This is a genomic window from Labrys methylaminiphilus subsp. lupini, assembly GCF_051161885.1.
Classification (GTDB): Bacteria; Pseudomonadota; Alphaproteobacteria; order Rhizobiales; family Labraceae; genus Labrys.
In genome coordinates, this window is record NZ_JBMDIH010000001.1 from 1,838,998 (window position 1) to 1,863,726 (window position 24,729).

Annotated in this window: 19 protein-coding genes and 1 tRNA gene; 8 read left to right on the forward strand and 12 right to left on the reverse strand. The window is 62.0% G+C overall.

Going from position 1 to position 24,729, the window contains the following annotated elements; all coding sequences use genetic code 11:
- Nucleotides 1–9 precede the first annotated feature (9 nt).
- From ACN6KF_RS08680 to ACN6KF_RS08690, 3 genes are read left to right on the forward strand one after another with little or no spacing between them, the layout of a single operon-like run.
- A complete protein-coding gene (locus ACN6KF_RS08680; RefSeq protein ID WP_434956463.1) occupies nt 10–1,392 on the forward strand; it encodes an efflux RND transporter periplasmic adaptor subunit in 1,383 nt (460 codons plus the stop codon).
- Nucleotides 1,389–4,577, forward strand: coding sequence for an efflux RND transporter permease subunit (locus ACN6KF_RS08685; RefSeq protein WP_434956464.1), 3,189 nt, complete (start codon nt 1,389–1,391; stop codon nt 4,575–4,577). The genes ACN6KF_RS08680 and ACN6KF_RS08685 overlap by 4 nt, the downstream gene beginning before the upstream one ends.
- Entirely contained in the window at nt 4,574–7,681 is a 3,108-nt protein-coding gene (locus ACN6KF_RS08690; protein WP_434956465.1) for an efflux RND transporter permease subunit, read from the forward strand. The genes ACN6KF_RS08685 and ACN6KF_RS08690 overlap by 4 nt, the downstream gene beginning before the upstream one ends.
- Here ACN6KF_RS08690 and ACN6KF_RS08695 read toward each other — a convergent pair.
- Nucleotides 7,678–8,358: a haloacid dehalogenase type II gene (locus tag ACN6KF_RS08695; protein WP_434956466.1), complete on the reverse strand. Its 681-nt coding sequence runs from the start codon at nt 8,356–8,358 to the stop codon at nt 7,678–7,680. The two genes, ACN6KF_RS08690 and ACN6KF_RS08695, sit on opposite strands and share 4 nt — an antisense overlap.
- Nucleotides 8,359–8,440: 82 nt before the next feature.
- Nucleotides 8,441–9,247: a class I SAM-dependent methyltransferase gene (locus ACN6KF_RS08700; protein WP_434956467.1), complete on the reverse strand. Its 807-nt coding sequence runs from the start codon at nt 9,245–9,247 to the stop codon at nt 8,441–8,443.
- 386 nt (nt 9,248–9,633) lie between these two features.
- On the opposite strand from ACN6KF_RS08700, the gene ACN6KF_RS08705 reads away from it, so the two are divergent.
- Nucleotides 9,634–12,435: an aminotransferase class I/II-fold pyridoxal phosphate-dependent enzyme gene (locus ACN6KF_RS08705; RefSeq protein WP_434956468.1), complete on the forward strand. Its 2,802-nt coding sequence runs from the start codon at nt 9,634–9,636 to the stop codon at nt 12,433–12,435.
- A 25-nt stretch (nt 12,436–12,460) separates the two neighbouring features.
- On the opposite strand, the gene ACN6KF_RS08710 is transcribed toward ACN6KF_RS08705, so the two are convergent.
- From ACN6KF_RS08710 to ACN6KF_RS08735, 6 genes are all read right to left on the reverse strand, one after another.
- On the reverse strand, nt 12,461–13,681 hold the full coding sequence (locus ACN6KF_RS08710) for an ROK family transcriptional regulator (RefSeq protein ID WP_434956469.1): 1,221 nt from the start codon (nt 13,679–13,681) through the stop codon (nt 12,461–12,463).
- 238 nt (nt 13,682–13,919) lie between these two features.
- Nucleotides 13,920–14,681: an SDR family NAD(P)-dependent oxidoreductase gene (locus ACN6KF_RS08715; RefSeq protein WP_434956470.1), complete on the reverse strand. Its 762-nt coding sequence runs from the start codon at nt 14,679–14,681 to the stop codon at nt 13,920–13,922.
- A 22-nt stretch (nt 14,682–14,703) separates the two neighbouring features.
- Nucleotides 14,704–15,648, reverse strand: coding sequence for an ABC transporter permease (locus tag ACN6KF_RS08720; RefSeq protein ID WP_434956471.1), 945 nt, complete (start codon nt 15,646–15,648; stop codon nt 14,704–14,706).
- Nucleotides 15,649–15,651: 3 nt separating this feature from the next.
- Nucleotides 15,652–17,154, reverse strand: coding sequence for a sugar ABC transporter ATP-binding protein (locus ACN6KF_RS08725; RefSeq protein ID WP_434956472.1), 1,503 nt, complete (start codon nt 17,152–17,154; stop codon nt 15,652–15,654).
- Between the two features lie 11 nt (nt 17,155–17,165).
- Nucleotides 17,166–18,125, reverse strand: coding sequence for an ABC transporter permease (locus tag ACN6KF_RS08730; RefSeq protein ID WP_434956473.1), 960 nt, complete (start codon nt 18,123–18,125; stop codon nt 17,166–17,168).
- A 123-nt stretch (nt 18,126–18,248) separates the two neighbouring features.
- The gene (locus tag ACN6KF_RS08735; RefSeq protein ID WP_434956474.1) at nt 18,249–19,340 is read right to left on the reverse strand and encodes a sugar ABC transporter substrate-binding protein; all 1,092 of its coding nucleotides are present in this window, start codon (nt 19,338–19,340) and stop codon (nt 18,249–18,251) included.
- A 194-nt stretch (nt 19,341–19,534) separates the two neighbouring features.
- Between ACN6KF_RS08735 and ACN6KF_RS08740 the strand changes: the two genes are divergently transcribed.
- Both ACN6KF_RS08740 and ACN6KF_RS08745 read left to right on the forward strand, forming a co-directional pair.
- Nucleotides 19,535–19,828, forward strand: coding sequence for a PqqD family protein (locus ACN6KF_RS08740; protein WP_434956475.1), 294 nt, complete (start codon nt 19,535–19,537; stop codon nt 19,826–19,828).
- A 104-nt stretch (nt 19,829–19,932) separates the two neighbouring features.
- Nucleotides 19,933–20,022: transfer RNA gene (locus tag ACN6KF_RS08745), tRNA-Ser, on the forward strand.
- Nucleotides 20,023–20,088: 66 nt separating this feature from the next.
- On the opposite strand, the gene ACN6KF_RS08750 is transcribed toward ACN6KF_RS08745, so the two are convergent.
- From ACN6KF_RS08750 to ACN6KF_RS08765, 4 genes are all read right to left on the reverse strand, one after another.
- The gene (locus ACN6KF_RS08750) at nt 20,089–20,529 is read right to left on the reverse strand and encodes a lipid-binding SYLF domain-containing protein (protein WP_434956476.1); all 441 of its coding nucleotides are present in this window, start codon (nt 20,527–20,529) and stop codon (nt 20,089–20,091) included.
- Nucleotides 20,530–21,317: 788 nt separating this feature from the next.
- A complete protein-coding gene (locus tag ACN6KF_RS08755) occupies nt 21,318–21,815 on the reverse strand; it encodes a hypothetical protein (RefSeq protein ID WP_434956477.1) in 498 nt (165 codons plus the stop codon).
- Between the two features lie 102 nt (nt 21,816–21,917).
- On the reverse strand, nt 21,918–22,505 hold the full coding sequence (locus ACN6KF_RS08760) for a TetR/AcrR family transcriptional regulator (RefSeq protein ID WP_434956478.1): 588 nt from the start codon (nt 22,503–22,505) through the stop codon (nt 21,918–21,920).
- A 114-nt stretch (nt 22,506–22,619) separates the two neighbouring features.
- The gene (locus ACN6KF_RS08765; RefSeq protein WP_434956479.1) at nt 22,620–23,261 is read right to left on the reverse strand and encodes a TetR/AcrR family transcriptional regulator; all 642 of its coding nucleotides are present in this window, start codon (nt 23,259–23,261) and stop codon (nt 22,620–22,622) included.
- A gap of 112 nt (nt 23,262–23,373) precedes the next feature.
- Between ACN6KF_RS08765 and ACN6KF_RS08770 the strand changes: the two genes are divergently transcribed.
- The gene (locus ACN6KF_RS08770) at nt 23,374–24,213 is read left to right on the forward strand and encodes an oxidoreductase (protein WP_434956480.1); all 840 of its coding nucleotides are present in this window, start codon (nt 23,374–23,376) and stop codon (nt 24,211–24,213) included.
- Nucleotides 24,214–24,386: 173 nt separating this feature from the next.
- On the forward strand, nt 24,387–24,719 hold the full coding sequence (locus tag ACN6KF_RS08775) for an Imm53 family immunity protein (RefSeq protein WP_434956481.1): 333 nt from the start codon (nt 24,387–24,389) through the stop codon (nt 24,717–24,719).
- Nucleotides 24,720–24,729: the final 10 nt, after the last annotated feature.

A 24,729-nucleotide genomic window follows, 5' to 3' on the forward strand; every position in this document is an offset into this window, starting at 1 on the left:
TGAGTTGAAATGCCCAGACTTTCGCGCAGCCTCGTGACATTGGCCGTTCTGCTGGCTGCAGGAGCCGGGGCGGCCTATCTGACGCGTGATCGCTGGCGCGCCTCAGCTCCGCCATGGTTGCAGGCCTATCTGCCGCCGGCCGAGACAGCCGACCAGAGCAAGCCCGCGCCAGCAAGGGCGGCCGGCGGCCGGCGCGGCCGCCGCGGCAGTTTCGATAGCGGCCCCCTGCCCGTGCTGATCGCTGAAGCCAAGACAGCCGACGTGCCTGTTTATCTCTACGGTGTCGGTACCGTGAAGGCGTACAATACCGTGACGATCACCCCGCAGGTGGGCGGGCAGATCGTCGAAATGCCGTTTCGGGAGGGCCAGGACGTCAAGAAGGGCGACGTAATCGCCCGTATCGACGATTCGACCTACAAGGCCACGCTGGACCAGGCCATTGCCAAGAAAGCCCAGGATCAGGCCCTGCTCGACAATGCCAAGCGCGACCTCCAGCGCTATATGGGCCTGGTCGCCAGCAATTCGGTAACCCGGCAGACGGCCGATACGCAGCGCTCCACCGTGGCGCAATACGAGGCCCAACTCAAATCGGACGATGCGGCCATCGCTAGCGCACAGGCGACCCTGGCTTACACCATCATTACGGCGCCGATCGACGGACGCGCCGGCATCCGCAACGTGGATGTGGGCAATGTCGTCCAGGCTTCCGGCAGCACGGGCCTCGTCACGCTGACGCAGATCAAGCCCATCGCGGTCCTGTTCTCGGTGCCGCAACAGGCCTTGGCCGAGATCGCGCCGGCCGGTGGCAAGGAACCATTGCAGGTCGAGGCCGTTCGCGGCGACAACAAAATCGTGATCGATACCGGCAAGCTCGAAGTCATCAACAACGAGGTGGATGCCAGCACCGGCACGATTCAGCTCAAGGCGATCTTTCCCAACGCCTCGCTGGGTCTGTGGCCCGGGGCCTTCGTGAATGCCAAGCTCAAGGTGAGAACACTGGCAGGTGTCGTCGTTGCGCCCACCGCGGCGATCCAGCGCGGGCCCAACGGTACTTTCGTCTATGTGCTTGGCGATGACGGTACCGCCAAGATGCGCCCGGTCACCGTCAGCCAGCAAGGCGATGAGCAGGTTGTCGTCGATAGCGGCCTGAAAAACGGCGAGAAGATCATCACCACTGGCTTTGCAAGGCTGAGCGACGGTGCCAAGGTCGAGGTTTCCAAGTCGGGGGCCGTTCCGGCCGAAGTCGACGAGGAGGGCCTGGAGGCGCCGGCGCCCGCCGCGCAGCCCGAGAGCGGCGGCAAGGCGGAGGGAGGAGACGGCCAGCCTCAACGCAAAGGGCATCGTCGCCAACAGGGTGGCGGCGCTACGCCTGCGCCAGCACCAGCGCCATGAACGGGGTCTCCGCCCCCTTCATTCTCCGGCCGATCGCCACCTCACTGCTCGGCATCGCCGTGCTGCTGGGCGGTCTGCTCGGCTATTTTGCCTTGCCGATCGCCCCCCTGCCCCAGGTCGATTTCCCGACCATCCAGATCACCACCCAGTTGCCGGGGGCCGAACCGGAAACCATGGCGAAACTGGTGACGGCCCCCCTGGAGCGCAATCTCGGCCAGATCCCGTCGATTGCGACCATGGTTTCGTCGTCGGCTTTCGGCATCAGCCAGATCACGCTGCAGTTCAATCTGGATCGCGACATCGACGGTGCCGCTCAGGACGTGCAGGCGGCCATCAACGCCTCAGCTTCCACCTTGCCCTCAGGCCTGCCCTACCCGCCGAGCTATGCCAAGGTGAACCCGGCCGACACGCCGATCCTGACCCTGGCGCTGCGTTCGAAGACGCAGACCATCCGAAACCTGTCCGACATGGCCGATACCCTGCTGGCTCAGCGCTTCGCCGAGGTCAGCGGCGTCGGCCATGTCGACGTGCAAGGTGGCGTGCGCCCGGCCCTAAGGGTGCAGGTCAATCTTGCCCGGGCCGCGGCTTATGGTCTGGGCCTGGAGGATATAAGGCTCGCCATCACCACCTCGACGGTTGCCGGCGCCAAGGGCTCCCTCAACGGCGCGGCCCAGTCCTACACAATCGCGGCCAATGACCAGATCAGCGCGGCCGATGCTTTCGCCGACGTGGTGATCGCCTACCGCAACAGCGCTCCCGTGCGACTCAAGGACATCGCCGATGTGGTCGAGGGCCTGGAAAACGCACGGGTGGGTGCCTATTACAACGGCCAGCCGGCCGTGGTGATCGACATCATGCGCCAGCCGGGCGCCAATGTGATCGCCACGGTCAACAGCGTGCTGGCGGCGTTGCCGGAGCTCCGCCGCAGCCTGCCGGCCGACATCTCGCTCGAAGTCGTCAACGATCGCACGCAAACCATCAAGGCCTCGATCGACGAAGTGGAGATGACCCTGGCTCTCAGCGTCGGCCTGGTGATTCTAGTCGTCTTCGTCTTCCTCAGAACCTTACGCGCGACCATCATCGCGGGCGTCGCCCTGCCGCTCTCGTTGATCGCGGCTTTTGGCGTCATGTGGTTCTGCGGCTTCAGCCTCGACAATCTCTCGCTGATGGCGCTCACCATCGGCGCCGGCTTCGTGGTCGACGACGCCATCGTGATGATCGAGAACATCGTGCGCCATATCGAGGATGGCGAGAATCCGTTCGATGCCGCGCTCAAGGGTGCCAAGGAAATCGGCTTCACCATCATTTCGCTGACGGTATCGCTGATCGCGGTGTTCATTCCGCTCCTGTTCATGACCGGCATCGTCGGGCGCATGTTCCGCGAATTCGCCCTGACCCTGACCATCGCCGTGGTCGTTTCGGCCGTGATCTCGCTGACACTGACGCCAATGATGTGCGCGCGCCTGCTCAAATCAGGCCATAGTGAGCGCAAAGGGCTGCTGGACTGGGTCGATCGCGGCTTCGATGCCGTCATCCGCGGTTATCGGGCTAGCTTGGTATGGACCTTGCGCCACGGCTTTTTGATGTTGCTCCTCACGCTTGGCACGCTGGCGACCACGGTCTGGCTTTACATCGCCATGCCCAAGGGCTTCCTGCCCCAGCAGGATACCGGGCTGATCACGGCCGTGATCCAGGCCGAGCCGACGGCCTCCTTCGATGCCATGAAGAAGGCGCAGGCCACCATTGCCGACATTGCCCGCAAGGACCCCGATATCCTCTCCGCCGTGGCCAGCATCGGCGTCTCGGGGAGCAATCTCACCTCCAATACCGGCTCGCTCTCTCTGGTGCTCAAGCCGCGCAACGAGCGCAAGGCAGGCGCCACCGATATCATTCAGCGCCTACAGGCCGAGACCAACCGGCTGCCGGGCCTGCGCGTGACCTATCAGAGCGTGCAGGACATCCGCATCACCGCGCGAGCCGGCCGCGCGCCCTACCAATATACGCTGACCGGCACCGATGCGAACGACGTCGACCGCTGGGCCGACCAGTTGGCCGCCGAACTCGAGCGCTCCGGCGTGATGCGCGACGTCACCTCGGAAGTGCAGAATGGCGGTGCCAGGCTCTTCGTGGATGTCGACCGCGACACTGCATCCCGCCTCGGTGTGTCCATGCAGGACATCTCCAACGCCCTGAACAATGCTTTCGGCCAACGCCAGGTCGCCACTATCTACGCCCAGGCCAATCAATATCGCGTCATCCTGGAGGCGGCGCCCGACGATCAGGTGGGACCCAGCGTGCTCAGCCGGATCTATGTTCCCAGCTCAGCCAGCACCTCCGGGCTTGCCACCACCACCAATCCCACGGCGGGGACAGTCGGCGCCAGCGGTACGGCGACCAACATACCGACCGCATCGGGCGCCGCCGACAATCAGGTGCCCCTGAGCGCCTTCACCAGCATCCGTCACGAGACGGCGCCGCTGGTGGTCGAGCACGACGATCAATTCCCCTCGGCAACCATCAGTTTCGATGTCGCCCACGGAGCCTCGCTCAGCGATGCCGTTGCCGCGATCCGCCAGGCGCAGGCCGCGATCGGCATGCCGGCGTCGATCTCCACCCGTTTCACCGGCGACGCCGCGGAGTTTTCTTCCTCACTCGCCAACCAGCCCTGGCTGATCCTGGCGGCCGTGATCACCATCTATATCGTGCTGGGCGTGCTCTATGAGAGCGCCATCCATCCGGTGACGATCCTCTCGACCCTGCCATCGGCTGGCGTCGGCGCCTTGCTTGCGCTCGAATATACCGGCCATGAACTGTCCCTCATCGCGCTGATCGGCATCGTGCTCTTGATGGGTATCGTCAAGAAGAACGCCATCATGATGATCGACTTTGCCATCGAGGCGCAGCGCGAACGGGGCATGGATCCGCATGAAGCCATCGTCACCGCTTCGGCCCTGCGCTTCCGGCCTATCATGATGACCACGCTGGCGGCATTGTTTGGGGCCCTGCCGCTGGCGCTCGGCCACGGCATGGGATCTGAACTGCGGATACCGCTCGGCATCACCATCATCGGCGGCCTGCTGCTGAGCCAGTTGCTGACGCTCTACACCACCCCCGTGATCTATCTCGGCTTCGAGCGGCTGCGCGAACGCTTTGCCCGCAAGCCGCAGGCGATACCGCAGGCATGAACATCTCGGAGCCCTTCATCCGCAGGCCGATCGGCACCATCCTCCTGGCGATGGGCCTGTTGCTGGTGGGACTCGCCGCCTATCGCCAATTGCCGGTCTCTAGCCTGCCCGCCATCGATCTGCCGACCATCGTGGTAACAGCCAGCCGTCCCGGCGCCGATCCGTCGACGATGGCTGCCAGCGTCGCGGCGCCGCTCGAACGTAAGCTCGGGTCGATTGCCGGCGTGACCGAAATCACGTCGCGCTCGTCCCTGGGCTCGACCCTCATCATCATCCAGTTCGACATCGCCCGCGACGTCGACAGCGCGGCACAGGACGTGCAGGCCGCCATCAATGCCGCGGCATCCGACCTGCCGTCGGATCTGTCCACCGCGCCCTCCTTCCGCAAGTTCAACCCGAATGCCCGTCCGATCCTGATCCTGGCGATGACCTCCGATACGGTTGGCGCCAGCGACATGTTCGATGCCGCCGACAGCGTGATCGTGCAGCGTATTTCGCAGGTCGAGGGTGTCGGCGAAGTCGCCGTCAGCGGCGCGGATCAGCCGGCCATCCGGGTCACGCTCAATCCCGATCGCATTGCGGCCATGGGCCTGTCGATGGAAGCGGTGCGCCAGGCGATCGTGGCGGCCAACGCCATCAGTCCGCTCGGCTCCCTGGACGGCCCCGACATCGTCATGGCGCTCGACACCGGCGGCCAGATGTCGGCGCCGGAGGATTATGCATCCATCATCATCCGTTCGGGCAATGGCACCGCGGTACGCCTGGGCGATATCGCCACCGTGGAGCGCGGCGTGCGCAACCTCAATTCCAGCGCGAGCTATAACGGCAAACCGGCCATCCTTCTCAACATCACCAAGGAAGCCAATGGCAACGTCATCGAAACCGTCAATGCTATCAAGGCATTATTGCCGGTTCTGAAGGCGCGCATTCCGGCCGGAATCGACATCGACATCCTCACCGACCGTACCACCACGATCCGCGCCAGCGTCGACGACATGCAATGGACGTTGATGGCGTCCGTCATCCTGGTCGTGCTGGTCGTCTTCGTATTTCTTCGCCGCTCGACGCCGGTCCTGGCGGCCGGTGTCACCGTGCCGCTTTCGCTGGCTGCCACCTTCGGGGCGATGTGGCTTGCCGATTTTTCCATCGACAATCTCTCCCTGATGGCGCTGGTCGTCTCGGTCGGTTTCGTCGTCGACGACGCCATCGTCATGGTCGAAAACGTGTATGCCAAGCGTGAGGCCGGCCTGCCGCCCCTGCAGGCCGCGATTGAGGGTGCCCGGCAGATCGGCTTCACCGTGGTGTCGATCAGCCTGTCGCTCCTGGCCGTCTTCATCCCCTTGCTCTTTGCTGGAGGGATTACCGGCAAGTTCCTGTTCGAATTCGCGATGACGCTGGCTTTTGCGGTGATCGCCTCGACCGTGATCTCCCTCACCCTGACACCGATGATCCTGGCCCATCGTGGCCATGAGAGTGTTGGTATGCGACAAGGGCTATTCGATCGCCTGGTCGAGGGAACTCTGCGGCGGGTCGTGAACCTCTATGGTGCCAGCCTGCGCGGCGTGCTCAATCACGGCTTCCTGACGCTGCTGGTTATCTTCGCCACGGTTTTCGGCACCGGCTGGCTCTACTATGTCTTGCCGAAATCGCTGGTGCCTCAGGATGATGGCGGCTTCATTCAAGGTTTTTCTCAAGCTTCTTCGGATGCATCCTACGACGCCGTGGTGGTCTGGCAACGTCAGGTCGCGGCGATCATTCAACGCAACCCCTATGTCACCGGGGTCGGTTCCTCCATCGGCTCAAGCCCTTTCGGCGGCACCAATTCCGGTCAGCTCAGCATTTCCTTGCTTCCCCCGGACCAGCGTCCTCCCACCGAGGATGTCATCGCGCAATTGCGCAAGAGCGTGCGTACGGTTGCCGGGCTCAACGTGTTCATGTTCTCGCCGCAGGATGTTTCCGCGGGCGGGCGCCAGTCCCAGTCGCAATACCAGTATACGCTATGGTCTGGCGACTCCGACCTCCTGGTCGAATGGGCGCCGAGGGTGATGGAGAGGCTGAAGACCGTACCGGGATTGACCGATGTCAATTCCGACAGGCAGCGCAACGGCTTGCAGGCCAAACTTGTCATCGATCGCGAGGCGGCTGCGCGTCTCGGGGTGGCCATTACGTCGATCGATAGCGCCCTCAACAATGCTTTTTCGCAACGGCAGATCTCCACGATCTACACCCAGCGCAATCAATATCGCGTGGTGCTCGCCGCATCCCCTGAGCAGAGCCGCGATCCCAGCGACATGACAGGCCTCTACGTGCCCGGCAGGTCGGGCCTGGTGCCGCTCTCGGCGGTTGCTTATGTGGAACGAGGGCTCGCGCCACAGCAGGTCAATCATCAGGGGCAATATCCCGCCATTACCCTCTCCTACAATCTCGCGCCGGGCACCAAGATCCAGGACGCCTCGGATGCCATCGAGGCCGCGGTGGCCGGCATGCACCTTCCCGCCGATATCAGGGGGGAATTTGCCGGCGACGCCAAGCAGGCGGCTCAATCCGGTTCTAGCCAGCCTCTGCTGATCCTGGCGGCCTTGCTGGCCGTCTACATCGTGCTCGGTGTTCTCTATGAAAGCCTGGCGCACCCGCTCACGATTCTCTCGACCCTGCCTTCGGCGGGACTGGGCGGCCTGCTCGCCCTCCATTTCGCCAATATGGAACTGACTATCGTCGCCTTCATCGGCATCATCCTGCTGATCGGTATCGTCAAGAAGAATGGCATCATGCTGGTGGATTTCGCCTTGGAAGCCGAGCGTGAGCGCAATCTGAGCTCCAGTGAGGCCATCTTCGAGGCATGCCTGGTGCGGTTCCGGCCGATCCTGATGACCACGCTCGCCGCTATCTTGGGAGCGCTGCCCCTGATCCTGGCGACCGGCCCCGGCACGGAATTGCGGCGCCCGCTCGGCGTCACCATCGTGGGAGGCTTGATTGTGAGCCAGATCCTCACGCTCTACACCACGCCGGTGATCTATCTCATGCTGTCGCGCCTTCACCGCCGCTGGAGTGTCAAGCCGCAGCGGCCGGGGCAAGCGACCGTGCAGGCGCCAAGCTCCGGTTAGGCGAACAGGGTGGCGAGATCCTTCAGGGTCTCACCGCTGGCGTGAGGAGAAGTGCCCAACCTTTCAGGAGGATGCTTGCCGCGGTTCACCCAGTAGGTGTGATAGCCGAACCAGGTTGCGCCGCTGATATCCCAGCTATTCGACGAGACGAACAGAATGCGCCCGGGCGGCATGCCGAGCCGGTCAGGCCCCAGCTGATAGGCCGCCCTCGCGGTCTTGTAGCAGCCGGCGGCGTCGACACTGAGGACATCGTCGAAGAGGCCGGAGAGCCCAGATGATTGCAATGCAGCCTCCAGCATGGCCGGCGTGCCGTTCGAGAGGATGCCGAGCCGCACCTCTTTGTTCCGCAGATCCAGCAGCGCGGCAGGTACTTCCGGAAAACTCGGCAAGGACCAGTAGGCGGCCAGCAGGTCGTCCCGCTTTTGCCGGGGCGCGGTCAGGCCAAGCCGCTCGATGGAATAGTCCAGTGCATCAGCCGTCACCGTCGCGAAATCCGCATAGTTTCCGCTGATCGTGCGCAGCCATGTGTAGTTGAGTTGCTTGTCCCGCCAGAGCGCGGAGAGCTCGGCGCCGCGGCCAGGAAAGGCCTGTTCTGCCTTCTCGGTGATGAAGCCAAGGTCGAGCAATGTGCCGTAAGCATCGAACAACACGGCTGAAAAAGGAACGATCGTATTCATCGAGGAACTCCTGCAGCAATCTGTCAAGACACCGGATAGGCGGCCTGCCGCAACGATCATACGGCAACAGGTGAAGCGCCTTTCAAGGTCGCCTCGCGGTGTAGATGGCCGTCATGAAATGCCGCATAACCCTGCCCCCGAACTCCTCGTCGACAATGGCTCCGGTGCGGTCGAGGAACGCCTGGCGTTCAATTTTCGGCAGTCGGGCGACGGGAGAAAAGGTGGCTGTCAGCCCAAGGATTTGCTGCTTGTCCAAAACGGGCCGCCAGCGCACCTCCTCGGCAATGATGGACTCAAAACCCGCTTGTTCGAGCTCGGCAATACGGTGCTTCCTGTCGAGGCCGAAATGCCCTTTCGGCCCGTCGCCATGCGAGGGACTTTTCTGCAATCGCTCGAACAGCGCGTGCGTGCGTTGATGGAACGCGTCGGCTTCATCCGGGTCTCCGAAGATGTTCCACCACATCGCCCAATGCCCGCCGGGACGCAGAAGGTGGAATGCTTTAGCCAGGGCCTGGCCGGGCTCGATCCAGTGGAGGGAGGTTGCGGCAATGCCAAGATCGAAGGAGGCGGCCGGCATAATAGCCTCTTCGAACGTAACAGTCCGCACGTTCAGCCTGTCTGCATGCGCGTTCTGGCTATCGACGAGAAACGCTGCCAGCCTCGCATCCGGCTCGACAGCCGTCACTCGGCAGCCCATGGCGAGCAATGGAACGGTCGCCAGACCGGTTCCTGGCCCAATCTCGAACACGCTCTTGCCCTCACCCACCCTGCAACGGGTCTCGAGGATCTCAAAGATGCGATCGGGATAGTTAGGCCTGAAAGCAGCATAGGCGCGCGCATTCTCTCCGAAGAGAGTTCTGCCGGCAGTTCGGGCAATCGTCGCTGGCATGGAGATACCCGTTTTCCTTCCTTTTACCGCATGGTCGGGTGCCGGCCTTTATCCCGCCGTCCTATGGTACCTGCCTGTGCGGAAGATGAATGAATAACCCATCATCTCTGGCGAAATAGCTCGGCTCCGCACTGAAATCCGCTTGTGCGACATCCCGGTGACTGTAAGCTACCTGCCAGTATCAAGAGATCCGGGGAGGATTGGCCGTCAGAATCGAAATTGAGCCGATCAGTATCTTCGACGATGCGTGACGGGCGCGGCGGTTGATGAAGGGATGTGCTTGGGCGAAGTCCAAAGCATATCTCTCAAAAACCAACCTACGATGTCCGCTACCACCTCTCGCGGAAGAAATCACAAAGTATAACGATAATGCGTTGGAGGAACATATGAATGCCGGGGCCTCGTTCGACAAAAGCAAGAACGCGCTAAGCCGTCATCGTAGCGTCTGGGAAATGCGCTCTGAAAGCTGGATCGGCCTCGTCGACGATCTGAGCCGACTGGTAGCCCTCCCTCCCGACCATCCCGAACGCCAGTCCCGCCTGACCCATATCAGCGAGCTGATTGCCGCCCTCTCCCCGATCGAAAGCTATTGGGCCTTTCCGGGGGGCCGGGTCTTCGCCGATCTGTGCAACTGGATTGAACGGGGCGAGTTGGCGCGTGCGCATCAAACGGCACGCCGCATCCATCGCGTGCTGGTAGCCCGGACCTATCGGCATGAGGCAAGCTCGCTCGAAGGCGATGGCGAACTGCCCTCGCAGATCGAGACCGAAAGCGAACGTCAGGCACAGTTGTCGCGCCCCTATTTCGAAGTGCTCATCGTCGACGAAATGTCGGCCAGCGAAGAGGCGGCGCTACGCCGGCGCGTTCAGCGCAAGCGCCATGCCGAGGATGAGTTCATCTTCGACATCGTCATCGTGCCCAGTTTCGAAGACGCCCTGATCGCCACGCTGGTGAACTTCAACCTGCAGGCGGTGGTGATCCGCCACGGCTTTCCTTTTCGTTCGATCTACAGCGACGATATGCTGCGCCGCTTCCTCGACGGTGTTCAGGACGGCATCGAAACCATACCCGAATTCGAGCGCGGCCCCTTGCTTGGCCGCCAGATCGCTCGATTGCGCCCGGAGCTCGACCTCTATCTGGTCACGGACATGAAGGTGGAGGACATCGCGGCGACCGCCGGCGAAGTGTTCAAGCGCATCTTCTTCGGCGAAGAGGATCATGTCGAACTCTACGGCGCCATCATGCAGGGCGTCGGCGAGCGCTACCACACCCCCTTCTTTGACGCGCTGCGCGACTATGCCAAGCAGCCGACCGGCGTGTTCCACGCCTTGCCCCTTGCCCGTGGCAAGGCGATCCTCAATTCGAGCTGGATCGGGGACCTCTTGCAATTCTACGGCATGAACCTGTTCATGGCCGAGACGTCGGCGACCTCGGGTGGCCTCGATTCCCTGCTCGATCCGGTCGGTCCCCTCAAGATTGCCCAGGAACATGCCGCGCGGGCCTTCGGCGCCCGCCGTACCTATTTCGCCACCAACGGCACCTCGACCTGCAACAAGATCGTGGTGCAAGCCCTGGTGCGGCCCGACGATATCGTGCTGGTCGATCGCAACTGCCACAAATCGCACCATTACGGCCTGGTGCTGGCGGGGGCACAGGTCGCCTATCTCAACTCATATCCGCTCGACCAATATTCGATGTATGGCGCCGTGCCGATCCGCCACATCAAGGAAACGCTGCTGAGCTTCAAGCGCGCCGGTACGCTGGACCGGGTGCGCATGGTGCTTTTGACCAACTGCACCTTCGACGGCATCGTCTACGATGTCGAACGCGTGATGCTGGAATGCCTGGCGATCAAGCCGGATCTGGTCTTCTTGTGGGACGAGGCCTGGTTTGCCTTCGCGCGCTGCCATCCGGTCTATCGCCCGCGCACCGCCATGGCCACGGCGGCGCGCCTTACCGAGATGTTCAAGGATCCGGCCTATGCCAAGCGCTACGAGGAGTTCGCTGCCAGCGTCAATTGGGATGACGAGGAAGCGTTGCTCGAACGGCAGCTGATCCCCGATCCCGACAAGGTGCGCATACGCACCTACGCTACCCACTCGACCCACAAGACCCTGACGGCCCTGCGCCAGGGCTCGATGATCCATGTCTGGGACCAGGATTTCCGGGACAAGGCGGAGGAGGCCTTCCACGAAGCCTATATGACCCATACCTCTACTTCGCCGAACTACCAGATCCTCGCCTCGCTCGATGTCGGCCGGCGACAGGTGGAGCTCGAGGGCTATGAACTGGTGCAGCGCCAGCTCGAACTGGCGATGAACCTGCGCGACCAGGTGCAGGCGCATCCTCTGCTCAAGCGCTATTTCCGCTTCCTGGCGGTCGGCGACCTCGTGCCGCTGCAGCACCGGGAATCCGGCGTCGAGAGCTATTTCAACGAGGAGACGGGCTGGAACAATTTCGAGCTGGCCTGGCGCACCGACGAGTTCGCGCTCGATCCGACCCGGGCGACACTGGCGATCGGCGCCACCGGCCTCGACGGCGACACCTTCAAGAACAAGGAGTTGATGGACAAATACGGCATCCAGATCAACAAGACCTCGCGCAACACGGTCCTGTTCATGACCAATATCGGCTCGACGCGCTCGGCGGTGGCCTATCTGATCGAGGTACTGGTCAAGATCGCGCGCGATCTCGACCGCAGCGCCGCGGACATGAGCAGTATCGAGCGGCGCATCCACGCCAAGAAGGTGCGATCCTTGACGCTCGAACATCCACCCTTGCCGGATTTCTCCAGCTTCCACCGGGCTTTCCGCGGCGACAATCTCGCCAGCAACACGCAGACCCGCAATGGCGACATCCGCAGCGCCTTCTTCCTGTCCTATGACGACAGCAATTGCGAGTATGTGAACATGATGGAGGCCTCCCGGGCGATCCAGGCGGGACGCGAGCTCGTCTCGGCTTTGTTCGTGATCCCCTACCCGCCCGGTTTCCCAATCCTGGTGCCCGGCCAGGTCATCAGCATGGAGATCCTCCAGTTCATGTCGGCCCTCGACGTGCACGAGATCCATGGCTACCGCCCGGATCTCGGCTTCCGCATCTTCAGCGAAGAGGCCCTGGCCCGCACCCAGGAGCGAGCGCTGGCCAAGACCACCGTGATCCAGGCCCAGCAGGAGGCCATGCAGAACTAGAATGGTGAGCCCGGCGCCGGAAGCGTCAGAACAGATTGCCGTAAAGTGGCATGGCAGCAGCACCGAGGGCAGCGACAAGGTCGCTCGGTGCCTGCGCCCGCTCCAACACGATGGGTTTGGGCCGCGCATTCATCTGATAGGCGGCGACTGTGCGGCGCGTGCGCTCGAAGAGGCGTCCCAGCACGGGTTCAGGCAGCAGGCCGCTTATCAGGATACTGGAGATGTCGGTGATATTGGACACGCTGGTCAAGGCGCGGCCGAGATCGGTGCCCGCCTGCTCGACCCAGCGGCCGAGATCGGGATCGTCGCAAAAGCCCGGTGCGGAAAAATCCAGGCACTCGACATTGGGCTTGCCCAGGAAACGCGCCAGCCCGCGCAACGACACCACGGTTTCCAGGCAACCGCGGGCACCGCAATAGCAGATCTCGCCGTTCGGATAGGTATGGATGTGGCCGATCTCGCCGGCATTGCCGTAGGAGCCGCGTACGGCCCGCCGGTTGAAGATCAGGGCGCCGCCCAGGCCATAGCCGACAAAGGCATAGATATAGCTGGGCAGATGATGGCCGCCGCCGAACCAATATTCCCCCAGGCCGGCCGCCGCCCCGTTGATCGCGATGAAGACATCGTGTCCGATCAGGTCAGACAATGCCTTTTCGAAGGGATAGTTGCGCCAGGCGGGGTATTGGCTCGATTGCCCAACGGCCCCCCTGTCGTGATCGACCGGCCCCATGACCGAGACGCCGACGCCAAGCAGCTTTTTGGGGCGCATCGGATGGGCATCGAGGCGGGAGAACAGCGTAGCGAGCAGATGCGTGGACGGTTCGGGTTCCTCGATGCGCAACTGCTCTTTCTCATGCGCGATGATGTTGCCGGCAACATCGACGAGCACGGCCCGGGCAAACTCGTGATCGAAGTGCAGGCCGATCGTGGCGGCGTAACCCGAGATGAGGCGCAATCCACGGATAGGCTGACCCAGGCGTGGACGCCCGGCACGATCCGCCGCCGGTGTGGCCGCGACCTCCGCCACCAGCCCCTCTTCCATCAGCGCAGCGACGATCTGCGTGATGGCCGAAGGCGTCAGGCCCGTCTCAGTGGCAAGATGCGTGCGCCCGATCCCGGGCGATTGCCGAATGCCCTCAATGACCAGGCCCCGATTGAGGTCGCCGACCCGCGAGGCATTGTAGCCTCGCGGCCTGCGTCGCCCGGCGGACGATGGGACCGGTCTTTCCCGGTTGGACTTATTCATGACGCGACCAATGCCGACAGGACTTCAGCCCTGCCCAACGAGACATGCCTTGTTTAGACCCTAAAGCGCTTTCCGACTCGGCGGAATTGCCCAGAATCGCAAAGACACTCAAGCCAATCCATTGGATTGGCTTGGAAACAATGAACTAGAGCAAAGAGGCGTTTGCATTCAAGCGCGCTTTGCTCTGGATGTCGCCTCGATGGTCCAGTCCTTTCCATAGCCGAGAAGACGAGCTGGGTCAGCGGGTCAGATAGCCGCCGTCCACGACCAGAACCTCACCGGTGACATAGCTCGAAGCCGGCGCGCACAGGAACAGCACGCAAGCGGCAACTTCGTCGGGCGTCCCAACCCTGGCCATCGGGGTCATATCGCGCCAGATCGGGAACCAGTCGGGGTTTTCGATGCCGCCGCGTGACATGTTGGTATCGATATAGCCGGGCGCAACCGCGTTGATGCGGATGTTCTCGGCGGCGAACTCGCTGGCCAGGCTCTTCGTCATCATGTGAACCGCAGCCTTGGAGGCGTTATAGGCAACCTGGTTCTGCGGCACATTGGAAATGAACCCGGAAATCGAGCCTACATTCACGATCGCGCCGCTGCCTTGCTTGCGCATCGGTACGAGAGCCGCGCGGCAGCCGCGAAAGACGGCATCGACATTGGTGTCCATCACCTGGCGCCAGCGCTCCTCGTCGAAATCGGGGGTATCGCCATGGCTGGCAACGCCGGCATTGTTGACGAGAATGTCGAGCTGGCCCCAGCGTGTGAGAGCCGCATCGACGAGGCGCTGCGGCGCGGCCGGGTCGCGAATGTCGGCCTGGACAAAGGCAACATCATAGCCGGCATCGGCCAGACCCTGCTCGGCCTCCTCGACCTTGCTTCGCCCTGAAATCAGGAGCTTTGCTCCGGCCTCACCCAAGGCGTGTGCGATGGCGAGCCCAATGCCGCGATTGCCCCCAGTGATAAGTGCGGTCTTGCCGTCCAGACGAAATTTCTCGAGCATCGTTTTTCCTATGTAGTGGTGGCTATTTCATCACGCCCTTGGGCGCATGACCGCTGTTGAGGCAGACGGCCAGGATCAGGATCGTGCCGAAGACGATCTGTTGCGCGAGAGCATTGACCCCGACGAAGGTCATGCCCGTGCGAAACACGGCGATCAGCATGGTTCCCGCCAGCGTTCGCAGAACCCCGCCATTACCGCCGGTCAGCGAGGTGCCGCCCAGCACGACCGCGGCAATGGCGGGGAGCAGGAATTCGTTGGCGATGGTGGGTGTTCCGCTTGACAGACGAGCCGCGAGCATGACGCCGGACATGGCGGCAAAGGCGCCAGCCAGGGCAAAGACGGCCAATTTGATCCTGAAGACACGGATGCCGGAGACGGTTGCGGCGGGTTCGCTGCAGCCGACGGCCTTCATCCTCTTTCCGAAGGGCGTTGCCTGCTCCAGCACAAAGGCCAGGACAAAGATAACGAGACTGACCCAGATTTCGTTGGGCAGGCCGAGCGTGGAGCCAATGATCCAGCTCAGGGCGTCGCCGCGGATTTCGCCGGGGATGCCGATCGCCCGCTGGCCCGAAATCCAAAGAGCCGTCGTCGCCGCTATACCTCCAGTGGCGAGGGTGGCGACGAAGCTGGGAATGCGCAGCTTGCCATGCACGAACCCCGAGAGCAGGCCGAACACCCCCCCGATGAGGATGGCGGCCGGAATGGCGATCAGGCCGTGTCCCGGCAGCAGCAGAGCGAGCACGATGGAAGCGATGGCGGCCACCGATTGCATCGACAGATCGACCGATCCGACATAGATCACGAAGGTCATGCCGAGAGCCATCACGAACAGGGTGGCATTGTCCGCCATCAGGCCGATCAGCGTCATGGGATCGAGAAAGCGTGCGTCGAACGCACCCACGACGAGGATGGCGAGGATCAGGGCGATCCAGGGCAGATAGGGCGCGAGGAAACGCAGGCGTATCATGCTTCACACCATGTGCCGGATGAGGTCGAGCGGTTCAGGCGGCGGAACCGCCATCGTGTCGAAGTGTGCCGTCCGGCGCCCGTCCTTCATCACGATGATGGTATGAGCGAGCCCGAGCGCCTCCTCCAGGGTGTCGCCGATCAGGATGACCGAACAGCCATTGGCGCAAAGCTCCCGGATCAGGCCGTACACATCCTCCTTGGCGCCCACATCGAGGCCGCGTGTGGGATGGTCGAGCAGGAAGATGCGAGCACCGGCATTGTACCATTTCGCCAGCACGACCTTCTGCTGATTGCCTCCCGACAAATTGGCGCAAAGCGTATCGCCGCTCGGCGTCTTGATCCGCATGCGGTCGATGAGGCTGCGCGTTGCGCGGCCGATCTCGCCGAATTTCAAGATACCGAAGCGGCTCATGCCCCTGAGATGAGCGAGGCTGATGTTCTCCTCGACCGACATTTCCTCGACGATCCCCTCGAACTTGCGCTCGCGCGGGACATAGCCGAGCCCCAGGGACACCGCCTGGCTGGGGGAGACGAAACGCAGATTGCGTCCGCGATAATGGGCACTGCCGAGATGAATCTTCTCCAGTCCGAACAGGCTGCGGATCAGGGCCTCGCTGCCGGCCCCCTCGGTGCCGACCAGAGCGAGGACCTCCCCGACATGAAGGTCGAGATCAATGTCGGCATAGGCCCGCGCACGCGCCAGGCCCCTGGCCTGCAGGGCTATTTCCGTCTGGAACGGCGCCCGTCCTTCCTCCTTGTAGTAGGAGCCCGTGGCAGCGCGCCCGACCATGAGGTGGTGAATGCGTTCCGGGCTCGCCTCGTCCTTGGTCATCTGGCTGACGGTGACGCCGTCCTTGAGAACATAGATCCGGTCGGAAATGTCGATGACCTCGTCGAGCCGATGCGAGACGAAGATGATGCCGGCCCGCTGCTTCAACTTGCGGATGACATTGAAAAGGATGTCGATCTCCGCCTGTTCCAGCACGGAAGTCGGCTCGTCGAGCAGGATGCACAGGCTTCCCTCAACCGCCTCCTCCAAGGTCAGCACCTTGGCGAGCTCAACCATCTGGCGCTGCACGAAGCTGAGTTCCGAGGTGACGGTCAGGGGATCGACGTCCAGGCCGACCTTGGCGAGTTGGCGTGTGGCGGCTGCGGCCATGCGTCGCCAGTCGATGCGGCCGAAACGGACGAACGGGGTTTCGTTGCCCAGGAAGATGTTCTCCGCCACTGATAAATTGGTGATCAGGGACTGCTCCTGGAACACCATGCCGATGCCCCGGGCAGCAGCATCCTTCGGGCCGGCGATCGCCGTCACCTTGTCGTGAATGCGGATCTCGCCCGCATCGGGTTGGTTGATGCCGTTGAGCACCTTCATCAGCGTCGATTTGCCGGCCCCGTTCTCGCCGACCAGGCCGACGACCTCGCCGGCCTTCACGGTGATCGAGACATTCTTGAGGGCCTCGACCTTGCCGAAGCGCTTGGTGATGCCGATAAGTTCGAGCATGGCTTCGGCCCTCACTTCACCACGGAGAGCGCGCGCAGGGGCGTATTCAAGAGCACTGCCCCGATGATCACCACGCCGAGCACACCCTGCTGCACGAAGGTCGGCAGGCCGATGATGATCATGCCATTGTTGAGCACCATCACGATCAAGACGCCGATAAGCGTATTGAATACCCCACCCTTGCCGCCGGTCAGCGCGGTTCCGCCCACCACGACGGCACTGACCGCCGTGAAAAGTTGGCCGCTGCCGATCAAGGCGCTGCCGGCCCCGAGCCGCGCGCAGGCCAGGACGGCCCCGACACCGAAGAAGACGCCGGCCAAGGTGAAGGCCAGGATGCGAACCCGTCCTGCATTGACGCCGGAAGCTCTGGCAAGGTCCTCGCCACCTCCCAAAGCCATGATATGGCGGCCAAGACGCGTATGATCCTGCACATACCAGGCGATGAGCAGCATGACGGCGGCGATATAGACGGCCAGGGGAATGCCACCCAGACGGAAGAGCGCCAAGGCGCGGATCGATGGGTCGAGGATCTGCACCCTCTCGCCGCCGAGCAGGACCGTGGCCAGGCCCGTGCCGACGAAGCCCATGCCGAGGCTGACCATGAAGGACGGCACCTTCATCACCACATGGATGACCCCGAGGATGCAGCCGAAGGCTGCCGCTGTCGCGAGCGCCAAGGGCAGTGCCAACAGGCCGAGATTGAAACCGGTGCCGGTGGAATTGGCCACGAAGGCGCAAAGGGTCGCGGCCGTCACAGCCATCGATCCCTCGATGGACAGGTCAATCGATCCCATCAGGATGATGAAGGTCACACCCAGGGCGAGCGTCAGGGGCGCTGCCGCCGATGCGGTCACCCGAATGAGATTGCCGAGCGTGAGAAACTGCGCATCCAGCAGCGAGATGCCGAGGCATAGGCCGAGCAGGACGAGGACAGGCGCGGCACGCGCAAGGGATTGTCTGGAAATCGCCATTTCGACTGTCTCTGTTCGAGAGTTCCGCTCTGCCCCTGCAAGAGGGGCGATGCGCGAACACTAGCGAGGAAAAGTTGGGAGGGACTTTGCCTTGCCTGTCGCGCATCGCCGACGGGCGAGATCTCAATAAGTGATCTGGTCCGTAACCTTGCCCCACAGGTCGTTCCAGTCGACCTTGGGGGTTTCGTCGATATTGGTCTTCCAATAGGCCTCGACATCGGCCTGCGTGATCAGGACGCCGGTGCCGTAGAATTCGCGATGGTCCTTGGGCTCCTTGGAGGGAGAGAACGCACCGGTGGCGGCATGATAGCCGAGGGAAAGAGCTATGCCGCCGATCCAATAGGGGTTCCAGTCGACGGTGGCGGCCATCTCCTTGTTGCGGATTGCCGTGACCGCATCCTTGGTGCCGTCGATGCCGGTGACGAGAACCTTGCCGGCAAGGCCTTCGGCGCGCAGCGCCTCAAGGGCGCCGACCGCCATGCCGTCATTGGCGGCCCATATGCCCTTGATCTTGTCGCCAAAGCGCGTGATCCAGGCGGCCACCACATTGTTGGCCTTGGTGGAGTCCCAGTCAGCATCCTGGAAATCGAGCAATTCCACCTTGCCGTTGGCCTTGATGGCATTCATCAGGCCCTGCTTGCGCTGAATGGCCGGCGCGTTGGAGGCAATGCCGCCAAGAGCGACGATGCCGCCCTCGCCGCCGAAACTGTCGAACAGGGCCTTGGCTGTCTGCTCACCGGCCGGCACGCCATTGAACGACATGTGGGCGACATAGTTATCACCGAAATCCCAGGGGTGAAGGTCGTCCGGCTTATTCCAAACTGTTACGACATGGCCTCCAGCCTTGGCGACGGCCTCCACGATCGGCCTGGCATCGGGAACATCGTTGGGATCGACACCAAGCACCAGCTTGTTGCCGACCTTGGCCAGCATGGCCTTGATGTCGGCTATTCCCTTTTCGCTGTTGCCTTCCGTCACCAGGGCCGCATAGGGCGCACTCACCGTATCCGCATAGGCTTTCGACCCCTTGTCCCAGGCGACATGAAAGGCATTCGACAGCGAACGGATCGAGCTGGCGAACTGAAGGTCGGACGCCGCGAATGCACGCCTCGCCCCGGCAGGCAGCAACAGCGATCCGGCCGCAAGGGCCGAACCGATCAGGAAGCGGCGGCGTTCGATCAAGGCCGCCTCAATGAAATCATGGCCAGAAGCCATCGGACAGTTCCTCCTCGGATCTCGTTGTTCGAGAGGCGGCTTTTCATGCTTATGGTTCATTCCGCCTTTCTTTAATTAAATTGATTAATTTAAGTGAGTCAAGCGTGTTTCTTCCCTGGACGATGCAAAGGCCCGTCTATCGGATTTCGCTGGAATTGGGATAGGGTACCGCCGAACAACCGCCGGGACTTGCCATGAATACAGCCGTCACGACCTATCGCCGCGCTTCGGACATGGCCTGCAACGAGGTGCCCGACGGCTATGTCGTCTACGATCCCCGACGCGAGGAAGTGCACTATCTCAATCTGACCGCCGCGGCGGTGTTCGAACTGTGCGACGGCGAAGCCACGAGCGCCTCGATCGCGCAATCGCTGCAGGTCGTTTTCGGCTTGGAACACGCCCCTGGCGACGATGTCGATGGCAGTTTGAAAGCCCTGGTGGCGCAGGGGCTGATCACGCCGGTTGCGCATCCCTCACCGGCGACGTGAGTGATCAAAGCGGCTTTCTCGGCGCAGAAGACCTTGACGAAGCCCCCTACTCTGCTAGACCGCGCATATTCGCACGCGACCTCATTGCAGCGGCGCGAACATGTGGAAGGGTGGCCGAGTGGTTTAAGGCAACGGTCTTGAAAACCGTCGTAGGCGCAAGTCTACCGTGGGTTCGAATCCCACCCCTTCCGCCAGTTCTCTTGTCTATGGTTTGATATTCCAGTGCCAGCGGCCGTGGCCGACCGCCGACACAACGGCTCTTACTTCACCGTGATGGCGAGACCGGTGATATCGGCGTTGACCTGGAGGCCCACCTGTCTCCCCGACAGTTCAAGCCGGGCGCCCTTGCCGTTGGTCATGACGATCACCTGGGCACCCTTGCCGATCGCACCGCCGCCGCCTGCCGCGCCATAGACCCCCGTCGCGTCCCGGACGCGCTGAATATTGCGCACTCTGCCTTGGAAATAGGTCTTGGAAGCTCCGAAAGCGAGGCCGCCCGAGATGCCGCCGACGGAGATGGGATAGCGCCGACCATGGAAGGTCAACGTACCCTCGCCTCCAGAGCCACCCACGAAGAAGGCAGCCTTGTAGACGTAAAAGCGGATCGTACCGCTGTCGGCATGGGCGGAGCCGGCGAGGCCGACTCCTGCCGTTGCCACAGCCGCTGCCACGATCGTACGAAATCTGGACGAAATATTCATGATGCAAGTCTCTCAAGATCGCCGGTTGCCCGGCCAGAAGGGCATGTTAGCGTCGCGTCAAAGCTACAGCTAAACACTCTGGCCCGTCGTTAGTTCCAGGCATGCGACCTCGTCCCGGCTGTGAACGGGCCGGCGCCATACCAAGGTATGGATTGTTGGGAGGCGAGCGGGTCCGTACGATCAGGATGCTTCTTTGGAAATGGAAGCTTGGAGGCCCGGGTCTTTAATCAGACAGCCCCCCAGCCCTAAGCCGGGCCTCCTGTTTTCCCATTCGACCTAGAGTTGCGGTGGTGCGTTTACCCCTCTGGCCTGCAGACCGGAGGGGTTTTTGCGTCTGAGGCGTTCGCAGGTGTCCCTATCGACAGACGCGCCGCGTCGCCCATACCGGCCGGCCATGCTTGAAAGTCTTCGTCTTCACGACCTTGCAGACGGGACGATGATGGTGGCGATCAAAACCCGGATGCCGCCAATCATGCCGAGGGGCAGCCGAAGCGGCAAGAGTTGTCCCGCCAAGTGCCGCAATGGAAAGGACGACGGCGCAAATAAGCTTCTTCATAATGGTCTCCTGGAAAAGCCGCCCCCAGCTATGCGGACATAATTAGCGAGACAAAAATGAACGGTGTCTGAAAAATGATATTGCCAATCGCGGTATGATGGACGCTGTGGAATGATGGTTAATGGGCGCACCGATGAAACGCCCCGCCTCTATCTTGCCCGCCCACCCGTTGATTTGACGATAGGGTCGCCACAGCGTTCTGCTGGGTTGCACCCCTGCGATATCAGCCATGTCAATAATGCTGCCCCGCCGCAATCTTCCCCTGCCTGCTGAGATAGATGATCTGGGCTGTCAGGCCGATGACGAGAATGACGAGAAGGCTGGCCTGGGCCCCAAGGAGGAGTGGTGATTTCAAGTCGGTGACGAAAGGATGGCCGTCTGGAACACGACGCAGGGTCTCGGTAACGGTTGGCACCATCAACAGGAATACGGTCAGGCTCAGGCAGACCGTCTCGATCAATCTCCCGGCACGTCCCAACCATTGAAGTCGCCCAACGCCATAACCCGCGACCAGCAATATGATGGTTGTCGCACCGATGATGTAGCTCACCGGCTGATGTGCGACGAGGAATGCCGTTGCCGCGCCGATCAGCATCGAGACGAAATAAACGATGCCGGCTGTCGACCTGGGCACAATTCGTCCGTAGCGAACGAACATGTACAGGGCCAGTGGAATAGCGGGCAAGCTGCCGAGCGTATGGACCCAGCCAATGGGAGAAATTCCAAACATTTCAGTCTCCTTTGAAATTCAAATACTAACTTCCAACTAGTAGGTAGTTTCAAAGACAAACCCTGCAGGCTCAAGGATCTGATCCAGATTGCGGGAGGGCGCTCAGCCCGCCCGCGAGGCGAGACGCTCGAGAAGCGGGCCTGTCACGACACCGAATATCTTCGGATCTCCATAGGCCCGCGCCGAGAGCATCGCGCCGTGAACCGTTGCCATGAATATTTCGGCCTCGGCACGAGGGGTACTCGTCAGCCGCAGTTGGCCCTGCCGCGCGCCGCGCTCCAGTACGGATTCCAGCCAATTGGAGAGGGAACGGAAATGCGCCCGGACCTCCAGGCCAACTTCCTCGGGCAGGACCGGGAGTTGGCTTGCCAGCAGCGCACAGACACAGAACGGAGCGCTGGCGTCCGCGATGCAGGCTTCCCAATAGCCGGTGTAGAAGCGAAGCTGTTCGAGCGGATCGGATGCGTGAGTTTCGAGATTTGCCATCCCCGTGTCGGCTTCTTGCCGATAGCGAGCAACCAGCGTTCGGACCAAATCGACCTTGCTTGGGAAATGGTGGTGGATGCTTGCCTTGCGAATCCCGACCACGGCCGCGATATCGGCATAGCTGAAACCGTTGTAGCCACCAGCGACGATCAGTGACCGTGCGCATGCTAGGATCTCGTCAGAGGTGGTCGACAAATTGCTCATGAGACCTATCTACCTTCTGGTAGGATGGTCGTCAAGTCCCGCAGACCGGGCCACGATGAGGCCGTTCCGAATTCAGTGGGCGGCCGAGGAAGAAATGCCCGCTTCCATGGGGCGCTAGAGACGTTTGATCTGCTCGATCAGGTCGATGCGGCGCGCCGGGTCGGCAAAGCCGAGAAGGAGCGTGGAGGCACCTGTCCGGAAAGCGGCATCGAGATCCTCGTCTTGAAGTTCTCCCGCGATCCAGAACGAGACGCAGCCCCGGAAGCTGAAGGCAAGCTGGTCCGCGAGCATCGCCTGGGCGATCCCCTTCAGCTCAACTGCCACGCCGGCGAAGTCCCCCAATGCCAACGACCAGAGCTCCCGCGAGTTTTGCCGGACCGGACCGGGCTCGGAATTGGCGATGCCAAGTGATCCCACCACCGCCTTGTGGACATCCGGCTTTTCCAGCAAGAGCGCGACGCTGATCCGTCCCATCGCCAACACATGGTCGATCGCATCGCCGCCGGGTGCTTCATCGCGAAACTGCGCCGCCATCCGCTGGATCAGGCGAGCCGAAAGCGCTTGCATGATCGAATTCTTGCTGCCGAAGTGATTGAACGGCGTGGCGAAACCGACGCCAGCCTCCTCCGCCAGAGCCCGCATCGAAAAGTCCGCTGTCTCTCCTCTCTCGAGCAGGCGCTCGGCCGCGTCGAGCACGACCTCGCGGGCAAGCTGCCGGTTTCTTTCCCTTAGAGGCTGCCGTTTTGTTTCCGCCATGGTCGATTCAGTTCCTTGTTTTCCATGTCTCTTGAAAATTTATATCATGATATATAATTAAGGTCACGATATAAGTAGGCGAGTCGAACGGCACGCCGCGAAAGGAGTTGGCATGAGCATCATCAAAACCTTCATGATTACCGGCGTCAGTTCGGGACTGGGCAAGGCCTTTGCCGAAGGCGCGCTCTCGGCGGGACACCGTGTGATCGGCACGGTTCGCAATGCGGACGCGGCAGGCGCGTTCGAGGCACTCGCACCTGGCCGCTCGCATGCCGTGCTTCTCGATGTGACGAATTTTGAGGCCGTTCCGAACGCTATCGCCCAGGCGGAGAGCGAGGTCGGCCCTATCGATGTTCTCGTCAACAACGCCGGCTACGGCCACGAGGGCATCCTGGAGGAATCGTCTCTGGACGACATGCGCCGCCAGTTCGATGCCAACGTGTTCGGTGCAGTCGCGATGATCAAGGCGGTGCTGCCGGGCATGCGCGCGCGGCGCTCCGGCCACATCGTCAACGTCACCTCCATGGGCGGTTTCATCACCATGCCGGGCATCACCTATTACTGCGGCAGCAAGTTTGCTCTCGAAGGCATTTCAGAAGCTCTCGGCAAGGAAGTGAAGCCGCTTGGCATCCATGTGACGGCGTTGGCACCGGGGCAGTTCCGGACCGACTGGGCCGGACGTTCGATGGTGCGTGCCGAGCGCAGCCTAGCCGACTACGACGCGGTCATGGATCCGATCCGTGCCGCCCGGCAGGCAAAAAACGGCAACCAACCCGGTGATCCCGCCAAGGCGGCGCAGGCACTCCTCAAGCTGGTCTCGGCCAAGAATCCGCCGGTGCGGCTCTATCTCGGGGGCGACGCACTCAAGCTCGTCCAGGACAAGATCGAAACGATGAAGACGGAGATGGCTGTCTGGGAGGAGGTCTCCCGCTCGACGGATTTCGCCCAGTAAGTTGACTGGAGATTCTGTTGTTGGGCCGGCGGGGAATTTCACCCCGCTCGGCGCCAGCCTGCTTTCCTGCCAGATACCAGGCCGTGAACCCATAAATTTGGGGACGGCGAGTTTGTGAGAGCGGTCCGTTCTTTCTACTCCGGTACGATTCGGATTTCGGATAGTGTAGCCAGATGGACGTTCTGGATTGGTTTGCCCGCTGGTATGAAGCCCCGTGTGACGGAGATTGGGAGCACGGGTTCGGCCCCTCGATCAGCACCCTTGATAATCCGGGCTGGTCGCTGGAGATCAACCTTGCAGGCACGGACTGCGACGGCCGGACGCTTAATCGGATCGCGCACAACTATGAGCATGAAACCGATTGGTGGACGTGCTGGACGGAGGGCAACGTGTTTCACGGCACTGGCGGCCCCTCCACCTTCGGTCGCTCCTCGAGACATTCCGAGACTGGGCAACGAACATCAATTAGCTGCGGACAGGCTCTTCCATGTTGCAGCAAATTCTGATTCACACTCG